This window comes from Paenibacillus sp. 2TAB23 (assembly GCF_052115165.1).
In the GTDB taxonomy this organism is placed as follows: Bacteria; Bacillota; Bacilli; order Paenibacillales; family Paenibacillaceae; genus Pristimantibacillus.
The window spans coordinates 62,930-85,728 of record NZ_JBFRGD010000012.1 but is presented as its reverse complement, the minus strand read 5'-3'; the positions used below and the strand labels follow the sequence as shown (position 1 = coordinate 85,728).

Sequence of the window (22,799 nt, the reverse complement as noted above, 5' to 3'; positions counted from 1 at the left end):
TTAGGGAGCACCTCCTTAGCGGTCTTTAAAAAATCTTTTGATGGAAAAAGAGATTAACACGACCAGGAGGAAAAAAATGACGGAAATTGCTGATGCATATCCCGCGTTCCTGAACTGAAAACCTTGTTGGTAAATAAGCAGAGCAAGCGTTCTCGTCGAATTTTCCGGGCCGCCATTCGTCATGATGTAAGGCTGTATGAACAGCTTAACGGCTTGAATGGTTGTAATCGTCACCACAAATACGATGACGTTGTAAAGACTCGGAATCGTAATATATCGAAGCTGTTTAAACTTGTTCGCTCCGTCTATTGCAGAAGCTTCATACAAATCTTTAGGAATTCCTTGAAGGCCGGCAAGAAAGATCATCATCTGGTAACCGGCTGCCTGCCATACGGACATGAAAATAATTGAATTCATCGCCTGACTCGCGCTTCTCAGGAAAGGCTGGTTGGAAATTCCCAAGAAGTTTAAAGCCGAATTGATTAAGCCTTCGTTAGGGTTGTAGAGAGAAATCCAGAGAATGGAAATTACCGTCATTGATGTAACGACAGGGCTGAAATAGGCGATTCGGTAAATATTCCGAAGCTTTAGTTTATTATTGATTAGAAGCGCCAGAATGAGGGCAACGGTACATTGAACGGGTACAACGATAGCGGTGAAATATAGTGTGTTCCAAAGCGATTTATAGAACAAGCTATCCTGGAACAACGTTTTATAGTTCTCTAGGCCAATGAACTGGATTTTATCCGGCCTTAAAAGATTAAACTTCGTGAATCCGAATGAGATCGCGAGCAAAAATGGTAGAATTAGAAACAACAAGAGCAGTAATGTCGCCGGTGTGATGAACGAATAACCGACAAGCCGCTCTCTGCGCTTCTGGCGGCCGAGCGACACCGTTTCACTTTTGGGCTGGACAACACGAGTCGCCTCCATCATGAATCCTTCCTTTCTTCAAGTGGGGTAAACGAAAGACGCGGCGAGAGGCATATGTGGGTATGCCCTTGCCGCATCCATTCGTCAAGCTGGCTATTCGGCAAAGTTGCGCTCGTATTCTTCGTCATACGTCTTGGCTACATTATTCAGCGATTTTGTCACATCCGCTCCCATCATGATATCCGTCAATGCTTCGGCAAATTTCTGCGTAAGCACTGGATAGGCCGGTGTAACCGGTCTGGCATTGGAAACGGTCGTCACCTGTTCCTTAATGACACGCAGCGGAAGTTCGTCATACTCCGACATGCCTTCAAATGCAGATTTCCGGCTGGCCGGCATGCTGATTACTTTCGCCATTCCCATAGAGCCGTCAGTATTTGTGAACCATTGTAGGAATTCTGCCGATTCTTTCGGATATTTACTGTCTGCGGATATGCCCACAGCCCAACTGCCTGAAGGCGCGGTTTGAGTACCGCCTGCTTTTTTAGGAAAATATGTGATGCCCCACTCTAAATCAGGATAATTTTCAAATCCCGGAATATTCCACGGTCCACCAAGCTTGGTCGCCGCTTTGCCTTCTTCAAATTCGGTTGGTTTCGGATCGATATTGAACAGCTTCTCGTCAGCCAATTTTTTCAAAAAGGTGGCCGCTTCGATTCCTTGAGGACTGTTTACAAATCCCTCGGCTTTCGTCCCTTCTTTATTGACAATATCCGTTCCATTGGATATCCAGAATTGCTCAAAGGCGTAAGTCATCCATTCACCTTTGTCATTGATCATGTTCGTCCCGAACACGCCCTCCTTAGAGGTCTTCTTCATAACGTCATACCATTGGTCCCATGACCATGCATTCTCCATTTTGTCCGGAGGCGTGATCCCGTATTGATCCATGATTTTTTTGTTATAGAAAAGAACAACCGAAGACTCATTCAGACCTGCCGCATAAAATTTCCCCTGATATGTGCCCTGCTGAACGATAGAAGGTACGAAATCGCTCATATCCTCTGGAGTAAAATAATCATCCAATGGAATAATGATATCCGAGGACGCGTAATTGGCTACGTTCGGACCATCCATAGCAACGATATCGGGTAGCGTATGAGAAGCTACGGCCGCATTTATTTTGTCTTCATAAGCAAACGAGTTGCCGCGGGTGATGACTTCCATCTTGACTTTAATTCTTCCTTCATTTATTTTGTTGAATTCTGCAATTCGCTCCACGTAGAAATTATCTTCTACTTCCTTTGCTTGGGGACGCCAGAAATTCAGTTCAATCACCTTGTCGCCTTTCCCCGACTCCTCTTTCACATTCGAACTGTTCGATTGTCCGCTGCAACCGGTTAACAGAATGACTGCCATAAGAGCAATATAAAATCCTTTTTTCAATTGATCCACCGTCCCTTTTGTATGTTTTTATTTACCTATTAATCATAAGGGGAAGGATTGTTGCCAGCCTACTCTAAAAATCGCTGAATAGTGGATTTTTCAATGGAAGGGCTTTCACTCTAGAGGGAGTACCATCGAAACCGTTGTCCCATGACCGATTTCTGATATAATTTGCACACCATAGTCAGAACCGTATAACAATTTGATGCGCTGATTAACATTTTTAATGCCAATGGAGCTGTTAACCTGTGTTGGATCATCATCTGTCCGAAGTACGCGTCGGATGGTTTCCCGGCTCATGCCTTTACCATTATCCTGAATCGCAAAGATCCGTGAATTCTCCTCCATTTTCCCCAGAACGTGAATCGTTCCACCCTCTACCATGTCCTCTAGACCATGAATTAACGCATTCTCGATAAAGGGCTGCAAGAAAAACTTCGGCACCGAATAATGGTATAATGCCGGATCAATGTCATAGGTTACGGAAAATTTATCTTCGAATCTGCTGCTCATAATAAAAACGTAGTTTTTAAGGTATTGAACATCCTTCGAGAAAATCACTTTGCCCGTGTTCTTAGCCGTATACTCCAGCATTTCAGAAAGCTCGACCAGCATCCTGCTGATCAATGCTTGTTTATTTTCAATCGCTAAATAATTAATAATGTTCAAAGTGTTATACAAAAAATGGGGATTAAATTGAAAATTGAGAGCTTTCAGCTCAGCCTCCATCTCTTTTAAGTGAGTTTCATAATTTTCTATGATCAGATTGTGTATATTATCATTCATTTGATTAAATTTGCGAATGATGACATTAACTTCTTTGGTGTCGGAAAGCTCTATTTTGTTATTGAAATTGCCGTCTCCCATTCGGTTGATACCGTACATCAATTTCGTTAAAGGCAGGACAATCCTCCCGGATAGAAAAGAGGCCAAAAGAATAGACAATAAAGCAATGAGCACCATGGAGTAAATCGTGTAATCATTCATATTAGGAACGGTTTTTTTCAGATTGTCATAAGGAATAAACACAGCCGATAACCACCCGGTTACTTTCATCGTATCAAAGCAAACGACCATCTTCCTGCCGTCAATCGTTATGTACTCTGTACCGCTTTTTTGGGCAACGGCGTGGCGTATCCATTCCTGGCTGACGGATGCCTGATTTCTGATTTGAGCAGAACTAGACACATAGGAGCCACCACTCGTAAAAATAGTATAATAGGAGTCATCGACAGTCAGACTTCCCTTCAGGGCGTTCTCTAACATCGATTCACTAAAATTCACGATGAGAACAGGACGCTCAATATGATCATCCATCTGAATAAGAATATTATTGCGTACCATGGCGAAATTCATTAATCTGGCTGCGGTAAACACATATTGCTCTCTGTCAGTAGGAGCTGTGGAATAAAATTGCTCAAGCAGATTGTACGTAGGAATCCAGCTCGTGTTGCGAATGGATTGTTGGCCGATTTTATAAATATTGAACTGCGAATATTCCTTTCGTGGAATCCAGAAACTAGGCGACTCCCCGAATGTAAAGTCTTTCGTTACTAGATTGACGGAAAACAAATTAGCGGAAGTAGGAAAATACTTCTGAAGCGTTCTTGTTATCTTACGATCCGATTCGTAATCAAAACTTTTTTGTTCAAAATCCCCCGTATTAAAAAATTGAAAAAAATCAGCATCCAGATGCATGTTGATTGCGCTTTGTTCGACGCGATCCAGCTCTGCTTCTATGGATTGATTGCTCATTCTGACGAGACCTAACGATGTTTGGCTTGCATTGCTCAAAATCACGTCGGAGCTTTTAATGAAATAACCAAAAGCCATGATCGCAAGAGATAAAACGATCATGGCAATAAATGAGATTGTAAGCTTGGCACGCAAGCTAATATTGTTTAACCGCATTTTGAAACGCTTCACAAGTTTCACCCCTGCATTAAAGTGACTATTATTATTCCACTGTATGCGGGGTCTGTCCATTATTTTTATCTAAAGCACTCCACTTTAGCACCTAACAGGAAAGACGATCAATGGCGCTACCCCACAGGCTGAGCGACAGATCACCATTGTGAATCGGTGGCCAACCGCTAGCCTAAGTATTCCAGCCAATACGAATTAAAATAGACCAACACAATTAACGATGGTGCGTCCTCTTGATGGATGCTATATTTCATCAATCTTTATTCTAAATTATCAAACTTTTTTCTAAGTCTACTGAACGAAGGCAGGAGGGCTTCTTACATATACACGGGTAAAAAATTTTCACTTCACTGAACCTGTATTCTGTGAAGTAAAAACTTCGAAGATGCATAGCTTCAAAGCTGCACCACCGACATTTCGAGATGAACGGTTTTAAACGTGATTTCTTTATATCAGTTGCTGGCAGAGCATGTCTCGAGTAGGCCGCTGTATGGACAACGGCTCTATGGAATCCTTTTGGGGGTCAGTAAAATGAGCGACTACAATCAAACTAAACGGCCTCAGTCCTATGGAATTCAGGACAAAGGCCGCTTAACTAACTTTACTATTTCTATTGTCTACTTGACGAGGCGGTTGGTACGCCCATCCAGTAATTATGCATCTCACTGCAACAGATGATGCAAGTGGCGTGGAAAAACATTGTATAGTGTTTGATGAAGAACTGCACCTACCCCTTAATAACTTCCCATTCCCATAAGCCAACACCATTACTATCATTTGCTGGTTTTGTAATTGTAACACGCAGCGTTTTAACTTCTAAAGCCGGGTTAAAATTAAATATATTTGAGGAACCCACTGGCGTATTTAAAGCTACGATGCCTGTCGTAATGGTCCCTGCAGTTACCCATGCATTCGTACTGCTATTCTTCGGAATGTACGAATATTCTAACTTTACAGGCGTTTTTATACCTTGTCCATCATTCCACACCATCAGATCTGAACTTCCGATTGTTGCTCCCTGCGGCCAATTATATTGCACGTATTCCGAAGCGCTTGCATTGCCCCAGCTACCCCAATGCGGGCTCGTTGTAGCAGTTTTCAACCCGTCTTTAACCGCTGGTAGACTCTCCCACGTTGAAGTGTGGCTGGCTGATACACTCGCTGCAAACGCCATATTATTATTGAGCGGAGTGAGCAATCGCAAATCTGTCAGCAGCTTATCATTTGCTAGAGTAACTTCAGCTTGTGTGGCAGCTGCGTTTGCTAACACAGCGGAAGCGCCCGTTTTCGCATCAGCAATCGGTGTAAGTCCTTGACCGGTAAAGTTCGCAGCTAATAATGAATTTGCAAAGTTATAGTTGTTTGTCAGCTCCGACTTGTCTACGTTACCGCTACCACTACCACCCAACACAAAGGTCAGTAAGCTAGAGGTGCTCAATGCACCATCATTAGCGGTAAGCCTAGCCGTATAGGAGCCTGCTATTGTACCTACAGCTTTTGTGACTGCTGCTTTATTATTGGTAAAGCTTAGTTGGCCACCTGACGGAGTGCTGACAACTTCCCATAGGTAAGTCGTAGCGCCATTCGGTGCGCCGTCGTCGGTCACAATTCCGTTCAACAAAATCGGAAGATTTACCGAAGGGCTTAGTGTCACCAGCTCTGTAGTAACCTGTGGAGCTTGATTTGCTCCAGTAAGTGACTTTTCAATGATCACTTCAGCAGTAGTTAGCGCACTGCTCATTTGGAACATAGCAACACCTTTATTGTTCTGCACATAGAACTGTCCGGCATTTGCACCATTCAGCTTGATTGTATAATAGCCATTCTCTACTCCTGGCCCATCGAGAGTAATCCTTGATGCGTGCGTTTTTTGAGAAAGATTCGAGATTTGAAGGGTAATTGCCTTACCGTCTTTTTGAATCAACGCATTTTGTATTTTATCGCTTTCCGAAACTAGGTAAATTTTCTCTTTGATTAGGTTGATACGCTTTCCAAAACCGTCTTTTGGTGTGATATTGTATTTGTTGCTTACGTCAGTGACCGTAGCCCCATAGCCGAAAAGCCCAAATACCGGATCGGTGACAATATCAGAACTGATACGTAATAGCGAGCCATAGAGTCCTTCCTCTGATTCTCCAGAAAAGTCCTGCCAACCGTTGTTCATAACGCGTGTACCACCATCGTATACGTCTTTGGTACCTGTTCCGCCCTTATGAGCATTAAATCTCCAAGCGATACTTCCTACAGACTGAGCTGATATCTGCCCCATATTAACGGAGTTGAAGTTTGAAATCTTCGCAGCATAGTTGCGCTGCTGTGCGACAGCCGTTTGATCTGCAGTTCTGCCATCAGCCTGATAGCGAAGCATATCATCCATAATGGATCCTGCCAAAGACGCGGTATATTGGAAATTCCACCAGCTTTCGCCGGCGCGGAATGCCGGTACGGAATAGAAGTACCAAGTAGGCTGAATACCACGCATTGCACGAGTTTTCAAGTCATCTGCTTTCATGCTTTCCAAGGCTTTGGCTACCTTCGAGTCTTGTGGGTAGTAAGTGCGCAATGCCTTTGCTGCTGCATAGGCACCTTCTTCACCAGTATTGTCATATTCGAATTCCGACCCGTAAGGATAAGGAGCGTTTAAGATGTTTGTTGCTTTATTTTGAGCAAACTTCGTTTTTAGATTATTATACTGAGTTAGCATTCCTTCTTCTTTAAGTGCCTCAATTAAATCTGGAATTTGTTGTTCACCGTAGAATCCGGTTGCTCCGGTGCCGACACGGTTATAGTAAATGCCATAGGCCTTTTCCAGATAGAATTGCGGAGATTCGCGATACTGTATCATATTGGGATAAGCCTTTTGGATTCGATACATATTGAAGAATCCAGTCGCTTCCATCGCTTCAGAAAATGTCCGTACATAAGGTGCACTTGAAGTTGAGTAAATACCTGAAGCATTGAGATAGTTCGCAACCGTAAAAGTTGATTGCGTATATTTCATATAATTCTTCCACATAAAGTCGATCAGGTAGTTTTCAATGGATTGGATTTCATTAGCATTTGGATCGAGATAATTCTTCATAGCCATGAAGTTGATGTTATCGTGGCTCCAGTCATCTCCCCAATGGCTGTTCGCCGTATCAAGACCGGTTGTAAGGTACCAGTCACGGTAGATGCCGAAGGTAGGGCTAGTCGTGACCTTATCCTGAGTACTATTCACCATAAATTGGCTGTGGGCTTGCGATGTTTGGTCAAGCTCAGCTAGAATATTGAATTCAAGTTGGGTAAATTTATTCACCCCTACAGGATCAGATTTTAGCTTATAATTCACACGAACGCTGTTATTGCCGATGTTGTCAAAAGTGAGCGCATAGATATGATGCTGTTCACCGTTTATTATCTTGGTTTCCACAAACGTTGCGGATTTTGTATATCCCGGGTTCCCGGAAGGTAAACCACGTCCGGTACGAGTATTGTTGACCATAGCGGCTCTGTTCGTACCTTTAATAACCGGGATATGTGCTGCATCATAGGAATCATTCTGGAGGATGTTCTGAATCTCTATCGACTGAAAATCTATTTTAGTATTGTCGAAATGCAGATCCAGCTTGACAGGCATATTGATTGCAGCCTGGAAGCCAGGCAGCGCCACTGCGTCAATCATTCCTGATTTGTATAGAATGGAACGAAGGTTTTTCTCACGGTCTTCCATAGAAGTAGAAGCATTATTTGAACTTGCGGCATTTACTTGAGGTGTGTTGTCGCCTGCGCGTACCGCTGAAAACTTAAACTTATATGTTTTTTCCGCTTGAGGCGCCAAAACCAAGCTAGTGGCATCAGTAAAATATCCACGACCTGTTTTCGATATATCCTTGGAATGAATATATAGAACACTCAGTCCCGGGAACCAGCCGCCACTGTCACCGACCCAGTTGGAGTACGTAGATCCAGCACGAACTTCACCCGCGTCACCCAACCAATAATCAACATATTCGATGCGTGCGCCGCTTTCTGGCACGGGGGAGAACATCATGAAATTCCCTTCGCCGCTCGTGCGGATGGCATAGGAATACCCACTATCAGCACCGGCAAAATTATGTACAGTAACTCGGTTGTCATAGGTATCTGATGTACTTAAATACTTGTTATTCCATGGCATCGGCAAACCGATATCACCGAATTCAATATATTTGGTGCTTTTGTTTTTCAAGGTGATTTCCCACTGCAATGAACCGTCAGTGGTATCCATATTAAATACAGACTTCACGTCAAAACCTTTCATCACGCGAGCCGCTGTAGAAGTAAGCGCCTGTCCGATAAAATTGACTTCAACTTTCTTGCCGTCTGACGCAGCCACCTTCGTAAAATATTGGTTACTAGCATTGATGGTTGTATATTTAGTCGATCCGCCCGCCGCCAGTGTTTTATTTGTATCAACTTCTACAAAACCAACTCTGTCGTTAGGGAATACTGCCGTGTCACCGGTACGGTATGAAAAAAGCATTTCGCCCATCCATTGGTGCTGGACGTCGTTCTGTGGTGATGTAGAGTTTGGCAAAACAAAATTGACAACAGCATTTTTTTTGTTTAATGGGTTATTCTTGATATTTAGTACTTCAATCTGCCCTAAATCCCCGATTGTAGCAGAAAGGCTATCATTGGCGATAGCATTCGCTGCAGCGGATACCGAAGGCGCCTCGTTAATCCCAACCGGCAGTAATCCGAAAAACAGTGCAAATCCAGTAATCAATGATGTCATTTTTTTGTTAACCGCTCTCATAATATCCTCCTGTTCACATTTCAAAATTAGATTTTTAAAGATTCAATCCATTGCTTGTCCGCTTACTGAACTAACTTATTACTCCCGTAATCGTAAATCCCTTGCGAAATACTTTTTTTTCAATTTAATAGAAGATGATATTGACCCTCTGCAACGTTCCTATACCTAGTCATTGGCCTTTTTTTGGAAAGCGCTTTCAAATATGCACCGAGTAATCCTTTCAATTAATCGCTAGAAACTTTTCTTCCATTCTACATTCCGCAGCAATATACTGGCTGGACACCGTACAGGTAGCTGCCCCCTCCCTTCAAAATAGCTATAGTTGATAGTTGATACATCTAGCCATTTAATTAAATCACTCAAAACCTTTAAGCTCTCCAGAAAAATTCAGCATCAACTTTGTGAATTTGCCCAATAACAGCTGCTTTTTGAGCTGCTGCATATCTTCCATTCTTCACCATGACACTACAACAGAAAGAACTTTATACAAGTGTACTAGATTCACATGAGAAAGGAATTCAAATTTTCACCCTGTTTTTTTGAATTTACAACTTTTATAAATAACCTCAGAATTTAAATGATTAATCCATATACATCCATGAGTGCGGTGTATGTCAAGTGGAGAGATACTCGGGCGGCAAGGAACAATATTATTTTGTTTAGCACCTTTCCCTGTTCCTTTAGTAGCCACTGCTTCAGCTACGATTTGTGCATCATACTGTAGCTAAACCGTAAGTTTAGCAGAAACGCCTGTTAGACTTTCTTTCGATTCAAAAACTTTAAAGGCTAGTAAGTCTGGGCATATCATTTTATAGGAATTCATATTGGACTGGACTTGGACAGAACCAAATAAAAAAAGCTCCAAAAGGAGCTTATCATCACGCATCTAGTTCACCAAGTTTTAATACCATGTTATAGAGCTCGCCATTTCCACGTTGCCTTGAACTAACTATAAAACCATATATTTTATAAAACCTCAATATGCTACGCTTTTTAGACAGACTCTTACTGTCTGCTCTTGTAATGAAATCACTCGTATATACTAGCTAGCCGATTTCCATCTGAGACATTTACGGGGGCGATTGTTAATCAAACGAATGGCATCCGCGAGTTGGCTATCGGTAACGGAAGCGAAGTCATGCCCTTTGGGGAAGAACTCCCGAAGGAGCCCATTGGCGTTCTCGTTAGAACCTCTTTGCCAAGAGGAATAGGGATCAGCAAAGTAAACCTTCACGTTGTGAACAGCTTCAAGGCTCGTATAGCAGGCAAACTCTTTGCCACGATCCGTTGTGGCGGTTTGGCAGGTGCCACATGGGTATTGGCTGAGCACAACACAAAGGCAACCTCCATCGAGTGTGCCGTACGGTCAGGCATCTTCAGTGCAACGTAGAGTCGCGTTTTTCGTTCGATGAAGGTAGCCGCGCAAGCTTTGCTTTTGCCTCGGCTGGAAACGACGGTATCTAGCTCCCAATGACCGAACGCCGTACGCTTATGGACTTCTTTCGGTCGCGCTTGCTGATTGGCGTACCAACGAGGAAACGACCACGTGTTTCCATTGGCTTTTGGCTCTTGCCCTTATGTCGCAGTACGTTGATTCCCGCTGTGAGGCGCCCCTTGTACAGCCATCTGTAGATTGTCTTGAAACAAACCAAAGGCTTCCCCTCGCTACGACGCTTCTCGGAGATCTGCTCAGGGGACCAGGTCTCCTGCAGCTTCAACTGGAGTTCTTCGCCGAGTACCTTCGTAAATTTGCCGACAGGCACGATAGAAGATCTTCGCTCATAGGACGCTTCTTGGGCAGAGCTAGCCGTATAATTTCCGTTCTTCTTACTTCCGCTACGTGCTATTTCTCGTGCGATAGTAGAAGAATGTCGGCCTAGCTCATGCCCTATTTTGCGGCATGACCAGCCCAATCGATGTAGCGCTTCTAGTTGTCCTCGTTCAATTATGCTAAGATGGGAGTAGCTTATGTTGGGTTCTCCCGTAAAAATGGTATGTTGTGGTGACTTCCATTTTACACGAATCCTTTCATGGGCATCTTTGTTTTTAGCTGTCGCACTTCATATTACAATCCGTCATATGAAAAAAGCATCTACAGCGGCGGTGGCTGTAGATGCAATAAAGTTAATGAGTTGCCAATTTGCAAGCGTAGACATGGCACAGCCATACTTTTTAACAGCTACCCTCACTTCAATGTGACCAGCTTCGATCTCTTGAAGGATATTCAATTTTTCCAAAGCATTCCGTTTATTTCTAGGCATAATAAATGCTCCCCTGCAGTAAACAGGCTTTGAGTATTTCACCTGCCTACCGTATGAGGAGCATATCAGGATTTCCTCCCTAGCACCGCCATTTCTTTATTTTCACTGACTTTTCCGACAAGTGCACTGTCTTGTCAAGTAAATAAACCCATTTTTGGGAAATCTCTATCCGGTTTTGACGATTCCATTGTTATCAACTATGATCTTTTATGGCAAAACCCGAATGGAATCGAGCAGCATGTAGGTGCCGGATTTCTTAACAGCTTTAATTGTATGGCTTCCGCTTGTCAATCCCGACACCTGGTAGACGACTTGATTGACCTGACGAGCTGTGCTCGACGTGTTGACCGTCGTCTGGAACACATTGTCGATGTAGATGTCGATATTGCCCTGTGACGCGTCTTTCTCCGTAATGAGCTCGACGCCAGTGCCCGTGAAAGCGAACTGGAATGAATCGTTGTTTGTTTGGGTGAAATGCACGTCATTGTTGTAATCGCCAAAACCGCGATTGTTGTTCAGTGACCAAGAACCTGTATAGACGATGCTGGGGTCGGTGTCGTTATACTGAATGCGCTGGCTTTTTATTTTCAACTGATCGACTAGCATGAAAGCACCGTTTTTTTTCACAGCTTTGATCGTATGCGTACCGCTTTGGAGACCGCCTATGCTATACACCGTTTGCTGGACGAGGCGCGAAGGATTGTAGGTGTTAACAGTTTGCTTAAAGACATTGTCGATGTAAATATCGATTTCGCCTTGCGCTGCTTCCTTCTCAGTAACGAGGTCGACCCCGGTTCCATTGAATGTGTATTGCACGAAATCATTGTTAGTCTGTGTGAAGTGAACATCGTCTTGATAATCTCCGAAACCTCTGGCGCTGTTTAGCGACCAGACACCCGTATACGTGAAGCCCGGATCCGTATCGTTCACAAGGAGCGGCGACGCCACGAAAAAGCGCAACTTATCGAAAAGCATATAAGTACCGGATTTCTTGACGGCTTTCAACGTATGTGAGCCGTTCGCAAGTCCACTTATGCTGTAAACGGTCTGCTGCGTCTGCCGAGTGGCGTTATACGTATTGACCGTTCCTTTAAAGACGTTGTCGATATAAATATCAATATTACCTTGGTCGGGAGCTTTTTCCGTAATCAGATCAATCCCAGTGCCCTGGAAAGTATACTCAAAGGCATCGTTATTTGTCTGGGTAAAATGTACATCATCTTGATAATCACCGATTCCACGGTTATAGCTGCGCTGCCAGGCCCCCGTATACTTGACGCCAGTATCGTCGTTATTGGCTGTCACGGAGCCGCCGGCTACCCTTACCTTGAGCAATCGCGATGCGTGTGGCGGCAAATTGATGGAGCTGTAACCCGTGTTGAACAAACCGAGGTCGCTGCGGCTCCAGAGATCGCGAACCGTCGCGGCACCGTTCAGGCCGATGTCGTTCCAATTGACTGTCACCGTCGCGGCAGTGGAACCGAGATTGAATAATCCGACGGTATATGTGCCATCGCCGTTGTTAGCGTACCAGACTTGTTGGTTGGTAGAGGTAGATACGGGATGGGCAGGCCTACCTGCTTGGTTGACGGCAATCACTTCGTCGTTTGTTAGTAATGCCAGACCGAAGGCGTCTAGGTTTGTAAGATCGTTGCCAATATATAGCTGTGCTGAGGACATCGCCCACAGTGACATTGCTGTCCGCCGCTCGTCCTGTGTAAGGCCATCCATTGCGCCATTGCCGACGTTGAGCGAGTCGAAATCGTTCCAACCGCCCGGTCCAGCGTCCCGCCACCAGACTGCCGCATCTGGAAACAGCCGCGCTATGTTTGGCCAGCTCGTTAGAGCCGTATTGACACAATAACATTCGACGTCCCAATTGACCCGCCATCCGTTGGCATATTGCTTCCAGGTATCGACGTAGCTGTGATCGAGTGCCCACGAGAGTTCGAACCATATACCGCGAGCGCTCAGCGCTTGCGACCAAGCGATGACGTCATCGCGGGCATCAATCGACGTATTATTATGTCCAGAGCCGGGGGTAACACTGTCGAACTTTACAAAGTCGACGCCCCACGAATCGATTAGGTCTACAATTGAATCAATGTACTTTTGGGCACATGGGTTGTCGAAATCAATTTTGTAGCCCAAGCCCCAATAATCCGCGGTAGCCAGCGGTTGGACGGCAATGTCCTGCGTCGAGCAACCAGGTGCATCGTATATCGGCAGATCGGCGTTATAGATTTGAGGCGAGATTCCCGGAATAAAATAAAGGCCGAACTTTTGCCCGTTGGCATGCACATAATCAATGACTTCGGTCAATCCGTTCGGATAAAGCGTCGTGCTCGGAACAGGCCGACCGTAACCGTCTATGCCATCGTTCCAGCCTGCATCCACGTTAATGTACTCGTATCCGTGAGATTGCAAATTCTGATGCATCGCGTCCGACTGCGCTTTGAGCTGCGCCGCCGTAATCCAGGCGCCGTTACCAGAATACACCTGCATGCTGTAGCTGCTCCATCCCATGAGCGGCTTCAGTGCCAATCCGTTGTTTGCAGCCTTCGCGACTTGAGGCGGTGGGAAGCCGTACCCTCCTAAAATGGCGGTCAGCAACATGGTGAGTCCCAGAACGATCGAGACTGCCGGTTTGACCATTGCATACATCTTAGCGTTTATTGCTTTACTTATTGCCCATATTGCCTTCTTCATAAAATCCACTCCTTCAATTTGATAGAATAACATCAAAAACGCTTAGAAGATTATTGGAGGTGTATTCTGGTTAGACCGCATTTTCTTTGCTTAGTTCATAGTTGCTGAGACGACCATTAGATTAGGTACAATAAAGCGCTTTCAGATATGAATATCCTATTAACATCGTTTAAAAAGAAATGTTTTGGCTGAAGCGCGACCTTGCCGGCTCAATACGAAGGAAACGTTAAATTGCCGTCTGTGTAGGTAATTACACTATCGAAGTATTTTAGACGGCATTGTTACCGTGACCATTACAGGCTCTTCTAAGCAATAGTCGGAAGTCGACGTGGTTGTTAACCATTGTAGTCTAAAAGCGTTGAATCTACCGACTCCCCCCCCGTTTGCATTACTGTCGCGAAACTCGCAACTTCGTTTCTTCATCCGTTTTGTACCCGTAGTTGCGATAATCTTGCGGCGTGCAGCCTACTATCTTCTTGAACAAGTACGTGAAGTAGGCCTTCGTCTGAATGCCAACTCGGTCTGCCACCTCATACATCTTGATGTTCGGGTCCTGCAGCAACTTGATCGCCATCTGAATCCGAGTCGCCTGTACGAACTCCGAGATCGTCTTGCCCATCTCACGCTTGAATAGCACGCTAAGATAGCTAGCGTTCAGATCAAACTGCTCGGCGATTTGTTTTACCGTCCAATTCTCCTGCAAACGCTCCTCGATAAAATCAGCTACCATACGAATTAGATGATGCTGCTGTTGGAGTCGGTCCTTCCTCTCGACCTGCATGTAACGGTCCACGTATTCTACGAGAAGCTCCACGATCTGGCCCGAGCTCCCGCAATCGAGCATGCGACGCCACATGAGGAGGTTCGTGTCACCATCCGGCGCGTTGTTCCATTTTAAAGTTCGGATCAACTCACTTAGAAAACTCATGCCGAACGCCTGTACATACGAGTAGGAAACCGGCTCTTGGGACAGAACCACATCCAGTATTCGGTTCATATATCCGCCTACTTTCGCCGCGTCTCCTTCTTCCATGAGTCGGACAATGTTTGGAATCAGTTCCTCGCGCACCCGGTAATCTTTAAACTCGCTCGCGTCGCTGCCGTTGTATCGGACAATTTGCCCATCCTCAACAAGGCGCGACTTGGCCATCGCGAACTTGATCTCCTTGTACACGAGCACGCAGTCCTCCCATCGGTCGGCCAGGCGGCTACAACCGATCGTTACCTGCGCACCAAAGCGATCGCGCATCATACTCTGAACGAAGACAAGCTGTTTCTCCAACCTGACTTTCTCCTCCGAGGACGAATTCAACTGTATTGCGACCAGTTCCTCTGGACTCGTCTGAGCGATGTAAACCGACTCCATATCGGACAGCGAGACCTCGACCGTCTGTCTAAAGCTGTTGCCGAGAAGCATCCGCTCCTTCGCTTCGCGTCCCGCCGTGCCGAACGAATCAAGGCCGAATACTATAGCCTGATACCCCTCTAAGATGTCTGGGAGCTCTAACAGCCCCTTCCACGACATGATCAACTCGTTTGTCAGCGGCATGTCTGCGATCAGATCACTGACGAACCGTTCCTTGACGAGCTTCATGCTACCAGTTAACTTTTTCTCTAGTTCGTTTGTCTGCTCGACGACTTGGCGCGTCTTCTCGATGGTTGTTCGGAACGACGTCAATCGGCTGCTCACCTCGTCCGGCTTGAGTGGTTTCAGTACGTAGGCCTGTGCACCGACATGAATGGCGTCCTGTACGAACTCGAATTCGCTGTAACCGCTGATCATGAGAACCTGCAGCTGCGGGTGCAGTAGCTTCGCTTGTTCAACGAGTTCGATCCCGGTCATACCGGGCATCGCCACGTCGGAAATCAGTACATCGAACGATGCACTTCCTAATGCCTCCAACGCCTCTTCCCCCGACTCGAAAAGTGACGGGGCCCCATAGCCAAGGGCTTCCCAATCGATATTGTGCGCCAGCCCATATAGGTTGTACGGCTCATCGTCGACAATTAGCACGTTAATCATTTTAAGCCTCCCTTCTGATCTGCGGCGGCGAAGACCGGGTCGGCATATCCAGCTCGACCCTCGTCCAGACGCCACGCTCCCCAAGGAACTTTAACGTCGCATCTCCACCAAAATAAAGTGCTAACCGTTTTCTAATATTGGCGATGCCAAAGCCATTCCCGTTGCTCCACGCCTTAGACGAGGTGCTCACGTAAGTGCCCGCCTCAAGTTCCCGCTTCGTCGTCTCCGCTATGCCTAAGCCATTGTCGTATACGGATAGGCGAAGCCGTCCATTTACCTCAACCGCGGAAATGACGATCCGGGCATCCGGCTGACGTGCGATTGCTCCGTGCTGGTAACAGTTTTCGACAATCGGCTGCAATACTGTTTTAATCGTAAAACAATCGAGTGCAGCCTCCTCGATCTCCCATTCGACGCGCACACGGCCCGGATAGCGGAACTGGCAGATGTCCAAATAAGCCTTCACATGGTCCAGTTCGTCCCTCACGCGAATAACGCTAATCTGATTGTTTAGTGTCAGTCGGTAAAAGGTCGTTAACGCGTCGATGATGCGAATCTGCTTGTCGTCTTTCACATCCATCGCCCTCCATCGGAGCAGACCGAGCGAATTGTAGATGAAGTGTGGGTTAATCTGTGCCTGCAACGAACGGAACGCTTGCTCCTGCTCCATGAGCCCGGCGCGGGTAATGTCCTCAACGAGCCTCCCGAGCCGCTCAGACATCGAGTTGAAAACGCTTTCTAGATCCCCGAGCTCATCCCGATTCTGGTCGCGCACCGTCACATCGAATTCACCCTGAGCAACGTCGCTCATACGGGCACCTAATTTGCGGATACGCCAGACGATGTTCTTGACGATCACCATCATGAGCGACACCGATAGCAACAGGAAAAGCGCAGTAATGCCAACGATTAGCAACAAAATCGATAGACTCTGGTTATCCATGCGCTTCTTATGAATCAATGCGACAACCTGCCAACCGGACTGTAGCGGCTTGATGATCTGCAATTCCTGTGTCTGAGTTAAGTCCAGTACGTTTCCATCATTCTCAATCGTACCGACGTTGCTTATGAGAGTGTCGTAAGAGGCGGCTTCTCCCTTCATTAGGATATGCTTACCAATACTGGCTGGGTCGGAGGCAGTCAGAATGCGATGCTTCTTATCAACGATATACAGCTTGCCACTGCCTTTAAACGGATGATCGAGCAGTTCGCCAAACACGGCGTCATAATTGAGCAAAATGTAAACCAATCCAAGCAATTCGCCGCTCGGACTAATGATTTTGCGGGTGATGATGTTCATCTTTGGATTGTTAGGTACATTACTCCATAACAAAGGCGTGTCCGATTCCATCCCTTTACGGTACCAGGACCGCTCGTCCATGCCGGACAACTTCCGATCCTCAGGACGCCACAGCAATTGGCCGTCCTGAACGAGCGACTCGTTCGTATGATAGATACGGAAGTCAGCGATACCAGGCAAATATTTACTCGTGATCAAAAATGTTCGGTCGACGTAATTGACGGTGTCTACAATCTCAGGCATATCTGTATATTCACGTCCGAGCCGAGCGATCAACTCTCCGTCAGTTGCCGTCCTTACCGCTAGCAGGTCGTAACTCATCTTGCTGAATTCCACCATTCTAGCCGATTGCCGAACCGCCTCGTCAGCAGCAGACATGTAACTCTGATTAAAGCTGTGGATGACCAGATAGACAGCACCGGTTCCTAGCGCGAGCGTCGGTAGCAGCAGAATAAGACCGTACAGCACGAGAATTTTACTATGCAAGTTCATCTTGCGGGTAACCCCGATGATCCACTTTTCTAGATGTCTTCTCAAGCGTTTTCCCCCCTTCGATAAACGGAGTATAATACGGTCACCTTTATTCGGCAAGCATACAACCTCTCACCAGGAATGCAGCAGAAAACTTCCATAGCTCGTCGAACTGTTTGTCTACTAACTTCAGCATCTTCCAGAATCCAGAAAAGGAAGCCATCATGAACGCGACGGCTTCCTTACGAACTTCGGAGACGCAGGCGATCAGCTCGTCAGAGGCAGCTCCGCATGCCATTCTTCCTTAAGTTCGCTCCAGTGGGCCCGCTTTTCTAGCGCGGAACGGAAGTCATTCCACACCGACTCAAACTGCTCGTCGTCTTTGGCCATCAGCAATTTAGCCTTGTACTCTTTACGCACGTTCTCAAGCTCCGGCAAGTACTTCTCCCACAGCCCGCCGGTTTTGGCTTTCACCCGGTCGTACTGCTCGGCTACACGAACACCGCCCATCTTGCCAATTGCTTCCGTAAAGTCGATCGTCTTCTGCCGACCTTTCGGCTCCATAACCGCGACGTTCCACCACGGATACCATTCATTGCTGTAGGAGGACAAGCCGTACAGCTCCGGCGTCGTGCTTGCCTTTCTCGCTGCATCCCCGGAGTCGTGAGGAACTTGATACGCCGGATCGGTATACTGCCACTTCCCTAACGGCTTGTCAGTCCAATCCCAGAAGACGCCTGCCGGGCCTTCGTTTGCAATTTGCTGCATTTCCGGTTTCGGCTGCAGCATGTAGTTCATAAACGAAAGTATCGCATCGAGGTTTTTCGTATCCTTGCTAATATAGATATCGTTTCCTGGGTACGGATTAACGATCTGATTCGCCCCAATTTGGTCGACGCCCGGCACTTGCGGATAAGGAATCGTGTCGTAGAACCATGCCGTTTCCGTCGGGCCGTCGAGTGTTTCCCAGATGTGCGCATCCATATTGAAGAAGCCGCCGGCGTTCATTGCAATGCGTCCGGACTTCACCTTTTCCCGATAACGCTCCGTCTTGTCTGTTATAACTTCGTGATCGAGCAGCTTTTCACTGTACAGCTTATTCATCCACTGATAGGCTGCCTTATACTGTGGATCGTCATAGATGAACTGGTAGTCGTCACCATTCTTCTCGACGGGTATGACGCCACCCGCCGTTGCCGTCGAGACGCCGAATGTACTTAAAATGACGTTTTCGTCGCTCGCATCTGATAGGAAGCCGAACGGTATGAGTTTCTTTCCTGACGCGTCCATCACTTGAGAGGCAGCTTTTAAATAATTTTCCAAACCATCGAGCGTTTTCAAGTCGTCTTTCGTCAGACCGGTCTTCTCAAGCACGTCGGTGCGAATAAACCAGCCGAGAGAAGCCCAGCCTGGCCATGGATTGTCAGGATTTTGGTCGAACCAGCCCGGAATAGACCAGATATGGCCGTCCGCGTCCTTCATTGCGTCTAAGTACTTCTTCGGTATGGCAGCAAGGCTTGGATACTTTTCTGGCATGTTGAAATATTCCTCAAGCGGTAGTATTTGACCAGAACGAATCATTGCTGAATTGACGACATCGTTACGAGCGAATACTGCAGCGTCATCGAAGCCGCCTCCGTTCAGCTTCAGATTAAGCGCTGTCAAACTGTCCCCCTGCGTCGCTTCCAGTTGGACGTCGATCTTCGGTTCTTTTTCCCGCCAATACGTTTGAACCATGCTGTCGTTGTTGATCGTAGCATTCCAGCCAAGCCAAAGTTTAAAAGCCTTCGGCTCAGCAGAATTTTCCAGATCAGACGAAGCAGGCGCAGACGTGCTGGTTCCAGACGAAGCAGGTTCGTTGGTGTTGCCTCCCCCGCTAGAGCATGCTGCCATCCCCATCATTAACAAGGTAAGCCCGAATGCGATCACACTTTTCCTTTTTTCCATCTTCTGTAAAACCATGGATATGTCCCCTTTCTAGTCTCAATTTGGTATAGGGTGAAGCGTTATACCCAGTAAAATGGCGCAATTACTGCGCGATGTTTGCTTGGCCACTTGCCGGCTAGCCTTTGACAGAACCAATGAGCACGCCTTTAACGAAGTACCTCTGAAGAAACGGATAGACGCACAGAATCGGGATAGCACTCACCATGACAGTTGCCATCTTGATCGACATCAACGTAATGTTTGACAGTCGCGTTCCACGGGCCATCGCTTCAACGTTGTTGTTGGAGCCTAGCACGGACGACAAGTCCTGTGCCGACAGGAGTTGCTGCAGGAACGTTTGTACTGGAATCAAATCTTGATCCGAGACGAAAAAGGCGCCGGCGAACCAGTCGTTCCAGTGCATGACGCCGATGAACAGCCCGATCGCAGCAAGCATTGGCTTAGACAATGGAACTATAATCGACCACAATGTTCGCAGAGGACCGGCACCGTCTAGTTCAGCCGATTCAATAAGCGCATCGGGGATACCCTGAATGAACTTCATCATGACAAACATGTTCCACGCCGAGAAGGCGCTCGGGATGATATACACCCAGAACGAATTGAGCAGTGACAGATGATGAAGCTGGATATAGAAAGGAACAAGGCCGCCGTTAAATAACATCGTAACAAGTACGTAGCCGAGTAGCGTCCCCCTCAAAGGAAGCCCGCGGTAGGATAATCCGAAAGCCGCCAGCAAGGTGATAAGCAAGCCAAGAGCTGTCCCGATAATAGTACGCAGTATGGTGATGCCATACGCATGACGGATTACTGCGTTGCCTAGCACGACCTGGAAATTCGACAGCGTGAACTCCCTTGGCCACAGGTAGACGCCGCCCTTGGCTGCGTCGCTGCCGACGTTAAGCGAGATGGCGAGCATGTACAAAAACGGATACAGCACAGAAAGACAGAGTAACGCGAGAAGCCCTATAATGAGCGTTTGACCTATCGATTCGCTTGCGGAACGTTTCATAGGTTACCAGAGTCCCTCCCCATTTAGCCGTCGGGACAACCGATTTGTCCCTAGCACAAGAATGAGACTGATGGCGGAGGACAGCAAACCGATTGCTGTCGCAGGCCCGAAGTAACCTTGTTGTAGGCCGTTGCGCAAAATGTACGTGTCGAGTACGTCCGCGACTGGCTGGTTAGCCGGATTCATTAGTGGATAAATCTGGTCCATTCCGACGGCGATCAGGCTCGGCATGCTCAGAATCAGCACAATCGAGACGGTCGGGAGAATGCCGGGGAACGTAATGTGCCGAATTTGAGCCAGCCGACCGGCTCCTTCTACCCGAGCTGCTTCGTATAACTGCGGATCGATTGTCGTAATCGCAGCCAAGTACAAAATCGTGTTCCAGCCTACTTCCTTCCACAAACCGCTTGCCACGATCATCGGCCGAAACCATTCGGTCGAGCCGAGGAAGAAGATCTGCTCGCCCCCGAGGTCGGTTATGAATTGATTAACAAGACCGCCGTCTAGCGTCAACAGCGACTGTAGAATGTAAGCCACAACTATCCAAGAAAAGAAGTGCGGCAAGTAGCTGACGGACTGCACCAACCGCTTAAACCCGCTGTGCCGTACCTCGTTGATGAGTAGGGCTAGAAAAATCGGTGCGGGAAAACCGAAGACGAACTTAAGCGCAGCAATCCACAGTGTGTTGCGGACCACGGTCCAGAACTGTTCGTCGTGTAAAAATTCAAAATTGTCGAGCCCGACCCACGGGCTGTTCCAGATCGTGCTGCCGATGTGAAAATCCTTAAAAGCAACCTGAACACCTGCCATCGGAATGTAGCTGAACAGGAACAACAAGACGACGGCTGGTGCGATCATGACATATTGCCAACGGTATTTGGCTACTCTTGCTAGCATAAGATCACCTCTCTTGGACCCATTATACGGGCGGGCCACAGATGGCAACAATGTCACAACGATGGGATTATTATCTCTCTTATTGGATTTGATAAAAAAAATTAGTTCCGACTGCGCTAGAGAGATAGCTATTTGGGTTAGCTATTTCTCTTGTAGGCTAAAGGAGGATCGATAAGTTCATCTGGAGCGGATTCTACCTGGGGATACGCCGTATTGCTTCTTGAAAAGATGATAGAAGTGACTCAGATTGTCGAAGCCTGCTTCATAGGCCGTTTCTATAATATTCAGGTTCGTCGTGAGCAACAGGTTTCGGGCATAGGTGAGGCGCAACCGGTTCAAATAAGCGGTCGGAGTCGTCTGCAAATACTGTCTGAACACGCGGTTCAAGTGCCCCGTGCTGCGATTGGACAGCTCGTTCAGACGAGCCAAACCACCTATAAAGTTCTCCTTCTTCTGTAACTCAAGCAATAGATGCTCAAGCCACGCCGGCATCGCCTTCTGATTTTCATCCCGGTCCTCAAAGAAGTAAAGCGCCAGTGCATCAACCAGCCAGCTTCGAGCCGCCGAACGCGCTTTCGACTTATCGATCGTAGCGTAAACCATGATCTGGCTGCCTTTGCGTGTCAAAGAGTCCATATCGGGCGGTGTTAGTCGAAGGAGTGGCGGTTGCTTCGCCCGCTTCAGCCTCGCTGAGAAACTGGGGCTGCCTAAGAAATCGAAGGCACTCTCAACCGCTTCCGAATAGAAATTGACATTCATAAATCTGCAGTCAGATTCACCGCAGAAGTCGTAGGCGTGTTTGTCGCCAGGGCGGATGAAAACCATCTCTCCCTCTTCAAGCGTCTGAATTTCACCATTAATTAGATGCATGCAACGACCGGAGAGAATGACGAAGATCTCGTAAAAGTCGTGATCATGTAGTGGATAAGCGTATGTAATAGATTCTACGATATGGTAATTGGATTGCACCTGCGGATCGATTAACGTTGCAGCGCAAAGCATGTTAGCTTTAATCGTTTATTCCCCCTTGTTCCAATTGAAAACGAACAGAAATCTGATGTTAATATAGCACAATAACTCGCGATTTGATTACAAGACATACCGATTTACTGATGTTATGATCTAGCTGTTTCTGGTTGCGAGACTCCATTTTT

12 protein-coding genes and 1 pseudogene are annotated in these 22,799 nt (G+C 46.8%); all 13 read right to left on the bottom strand.

The features are described 5' to 3' along the window. Nucleotides 1-15: 15 nt before the first annotated feature. Nucleotides 16-936 (bottom strand): carbohydrate ABC transporter permease, encoded by a 921-nt coding sequence (locus AB4Z29_RS18085; RefSeq protein WP_441944415.1) that lies wholly within the window; start codon nucleotides 934-936, stop codon nucleotides 16-18. Nucleotides 937-1,026: 90 nt separating this feature from the next. Next, nucleotides 1,027-2,319 carry an ABC transporter substrate-binding protein gene (locus tag AB4Z29_RS18080; RefSeq protein ID WP_441944414.1) on the bottom strand — a complete coding sequence of 431 codons (1,293 nt, stop codon included), beginning with the start codon at nucleotides 2,317-2,319 and terminating at the stop codon, nucleotides 1,027-1,029. 114 nt (nucleotides 2,320-2,433) lie between these two features. Beyond that, complete coding sequence (locus AB4Z29_RS18075; protein WP_441944413.1) at nucleotides 2,434-4,245, bottom strand: sensor histidine kinase; 1,812 nt, start codon at nucleotides 4,243-4,245, stop codon at nucleotides 2,434-2,436. Between the two features lie 727 nt (nucleotides 4,246-4,972). After that, a complete protein-coding gene (locus AB4Z29_RS18070; protein WP_441944412.1) occupies nucleotides 4,973-9,025 on the bottom strand; it encodes a DUF5695 domain-containing protein in 4,053 nt (1,350 codons plus the stop codon). A gap of 1,042 nt (nucleotides 9,026-10,067) precedes the next feature. Next, nucleotides 10,068-10,995: pseudogene (locus AB4Z29_RS18065) on the bottom strand (IS30 family transposase). A gap of 105 nt (nucleotides 10,996-11,100) precedes the next feature. Beyond that, nucleotides 11,101-11,286 (bottom strand): hypothetical protein, encoded by a 186-nt coding sequence (locus AB4Z29_RS18060; RefSeq protein ID WP_441944411.1) that lies wholly within the window; start codon nucleotides 11,284-11,286, stop codon nucleotides 11,101-11,103. A gap of 207 nt (nucleotides 11,287-11,493) precedes the next feature. Then, entirely contained in the window at nucleotides 11,494-13,995 is a 2,502-nt protein-coding gene (locus AB4Z29_RS18055) for a glycoside hydrolase family 27 protein (RefSeq protein ID WP_441944410.1), read from the bottom strand. Between the two features lie 388 nt (nucleotides 13,996-14,383). Beyond that, nucleotides 14,384-16,018 (bottom strand): response regulator transcription factor, encoded by a 1,635-nt coding sequence (locus AB4Z29_RS18050; RefSeq protein ID WP_441944409.1) that lies wholly within the window; start codon nucleotides 16,016-16,018, stop codon nucleotides 14,384-14,386. A gap of 1 nt (nucleotide 16,019) precedes the next feature. After that, nucleotides 16,020-17,855, bottom strand: coding sequence for a cache domain-containing sensor histidine kinase (locus tag AB4Z29_RS18045; RefSeq protein ID WP_441944408.1), 1,836 nt, complete (start codon nucleotides 17,853-17,855; stop codon nucleotides 16,020-16,022). Nucleotides 17,856-18,056: 201 nt separating this feature from the next. Continuing rightward, on the bottom strand, nucleotides 18,057-19,751 hold the full coding sequence (locus AB4Z29_RS18040) for a hypothetical protein (protein WP_441944407.1): 1,695 nt from the start codon (nucleotides 19,749-19,751) through the stop codon (nucleotides 18,057-18,059). A gap of 100 nt (nucleotides 19,752-19,851) precedes the next feature. Further along, nucleotides 19,852-20,748: a carbohydrate ABC transporter permease gene (locus AB4Z29_RS18035; RefSeq protein ID WP_441944406.1), complete on the bottom strand. Its 897-nt coding sequence runs from the start codon at nucleotides 20,746-20,748 to the stop codon at nucleotides 19,852-19,854. Between the two features lie 3 nt (nucleotides 20,749-20,751). Continuing rightward, nucleotides 20,752-21,645, bottom strand: coding sequence for an ABC transporter permease (locus AB4Z29_RS18030; RefSeq protein WP_441944405.1), 894 nt, complete (start codon nucleotides 21,643-21,645; stop codon nucleotides 20,752-20,754). Between the two features lie 177 nt (nucleotides 21,646-21,822). Further along, the gene (locus AB4Z29_RS18025; protein ID WP_441944404.1) at nucleotides 21,823-22,647 is read right to left on the bottom strand and encodes an AraC family transcriptional regulator; all 825 of its coding nucleotides are present in this window, start codon (nucleotides 22,645-22,647) and stop codon (nucleotides 21,823-21,825) included. Nucleotides 22,648-22,799 lie beyond the last annotated feature (152 nt).

What these genes read in the sequence shown, in the direction of transcription:
- AB4Z29_RS18085 (WP_441944415.1), bottom strand. Translation starts at nt 936, where the DNA reads ATGATGGAGGCGACTCGTGTTGTCCAGCCCAAAAGTGAAACGGTGTCG.
- AB4Z29_RS18070 (WP_441944412.1), bottom strand. Translation starts at nt 9,025, where the DNA reads ATGAGAGCGGTTAACAAAAAAATGACATCATTGATTACTGGATTTGCA.
- AB4Z29_RS18060 (WP_441944411.1), bottom strand. Translation starts at nt 11,286, where the DNA reads ATGCCTAGAAATAAACGGAATGCTTTGGAAAAATTGAATATCCTTCAA.
- AB4Z29_RS18055 (WP_441944410.1), bottom strand. Translation starts at nt 13,995, where the DNA reads ATGAAGAAGGCAATATGGGCAATAAGTAAAGCAATAAACGCTAAGATG.
- AB4Z29_RS18050 (WP_441944409.1), bottom strand. Translation starts at nt 16,018, where the DNA reads ATGATTAACGTGCTAATTGTCGACGATGAGCCGTACAACCTATATGGG.
- AB4Z29_RS18040 (WP_441944407.1), bottom strand. Translation starts at nt 19,751, where the DNA reads ATGGTTTTACAGAAGATGGAAAAAAGGAAAAGTGTGATCGCATTCGGG.
- AB4Z29_RS18035 (WP_441944406.1), bottom strand. Translation starts at nt 20,748, where the DNA reads ATGAAACGTTCCGCAAGCGAATCGATAGGTCAAACGCTCATTATAGGG.
- AB4Z29_RS18030 (WP_441944405.1), bottom strand. Translation starts at nt 21,645, where the DNA reads ATGCTAGCAAGAGTAGCCAAATACCGTTGGCAATATGTCATGATCGCA.
- AB4Z29_RS18025 (WP_441944404.1), bottom strand. Translation starts at nt 22,647, where the DNA reads ATGCTTTGCGCTGCAACGTTAATCGATCCGCAGGTGCAATCCAATTAC.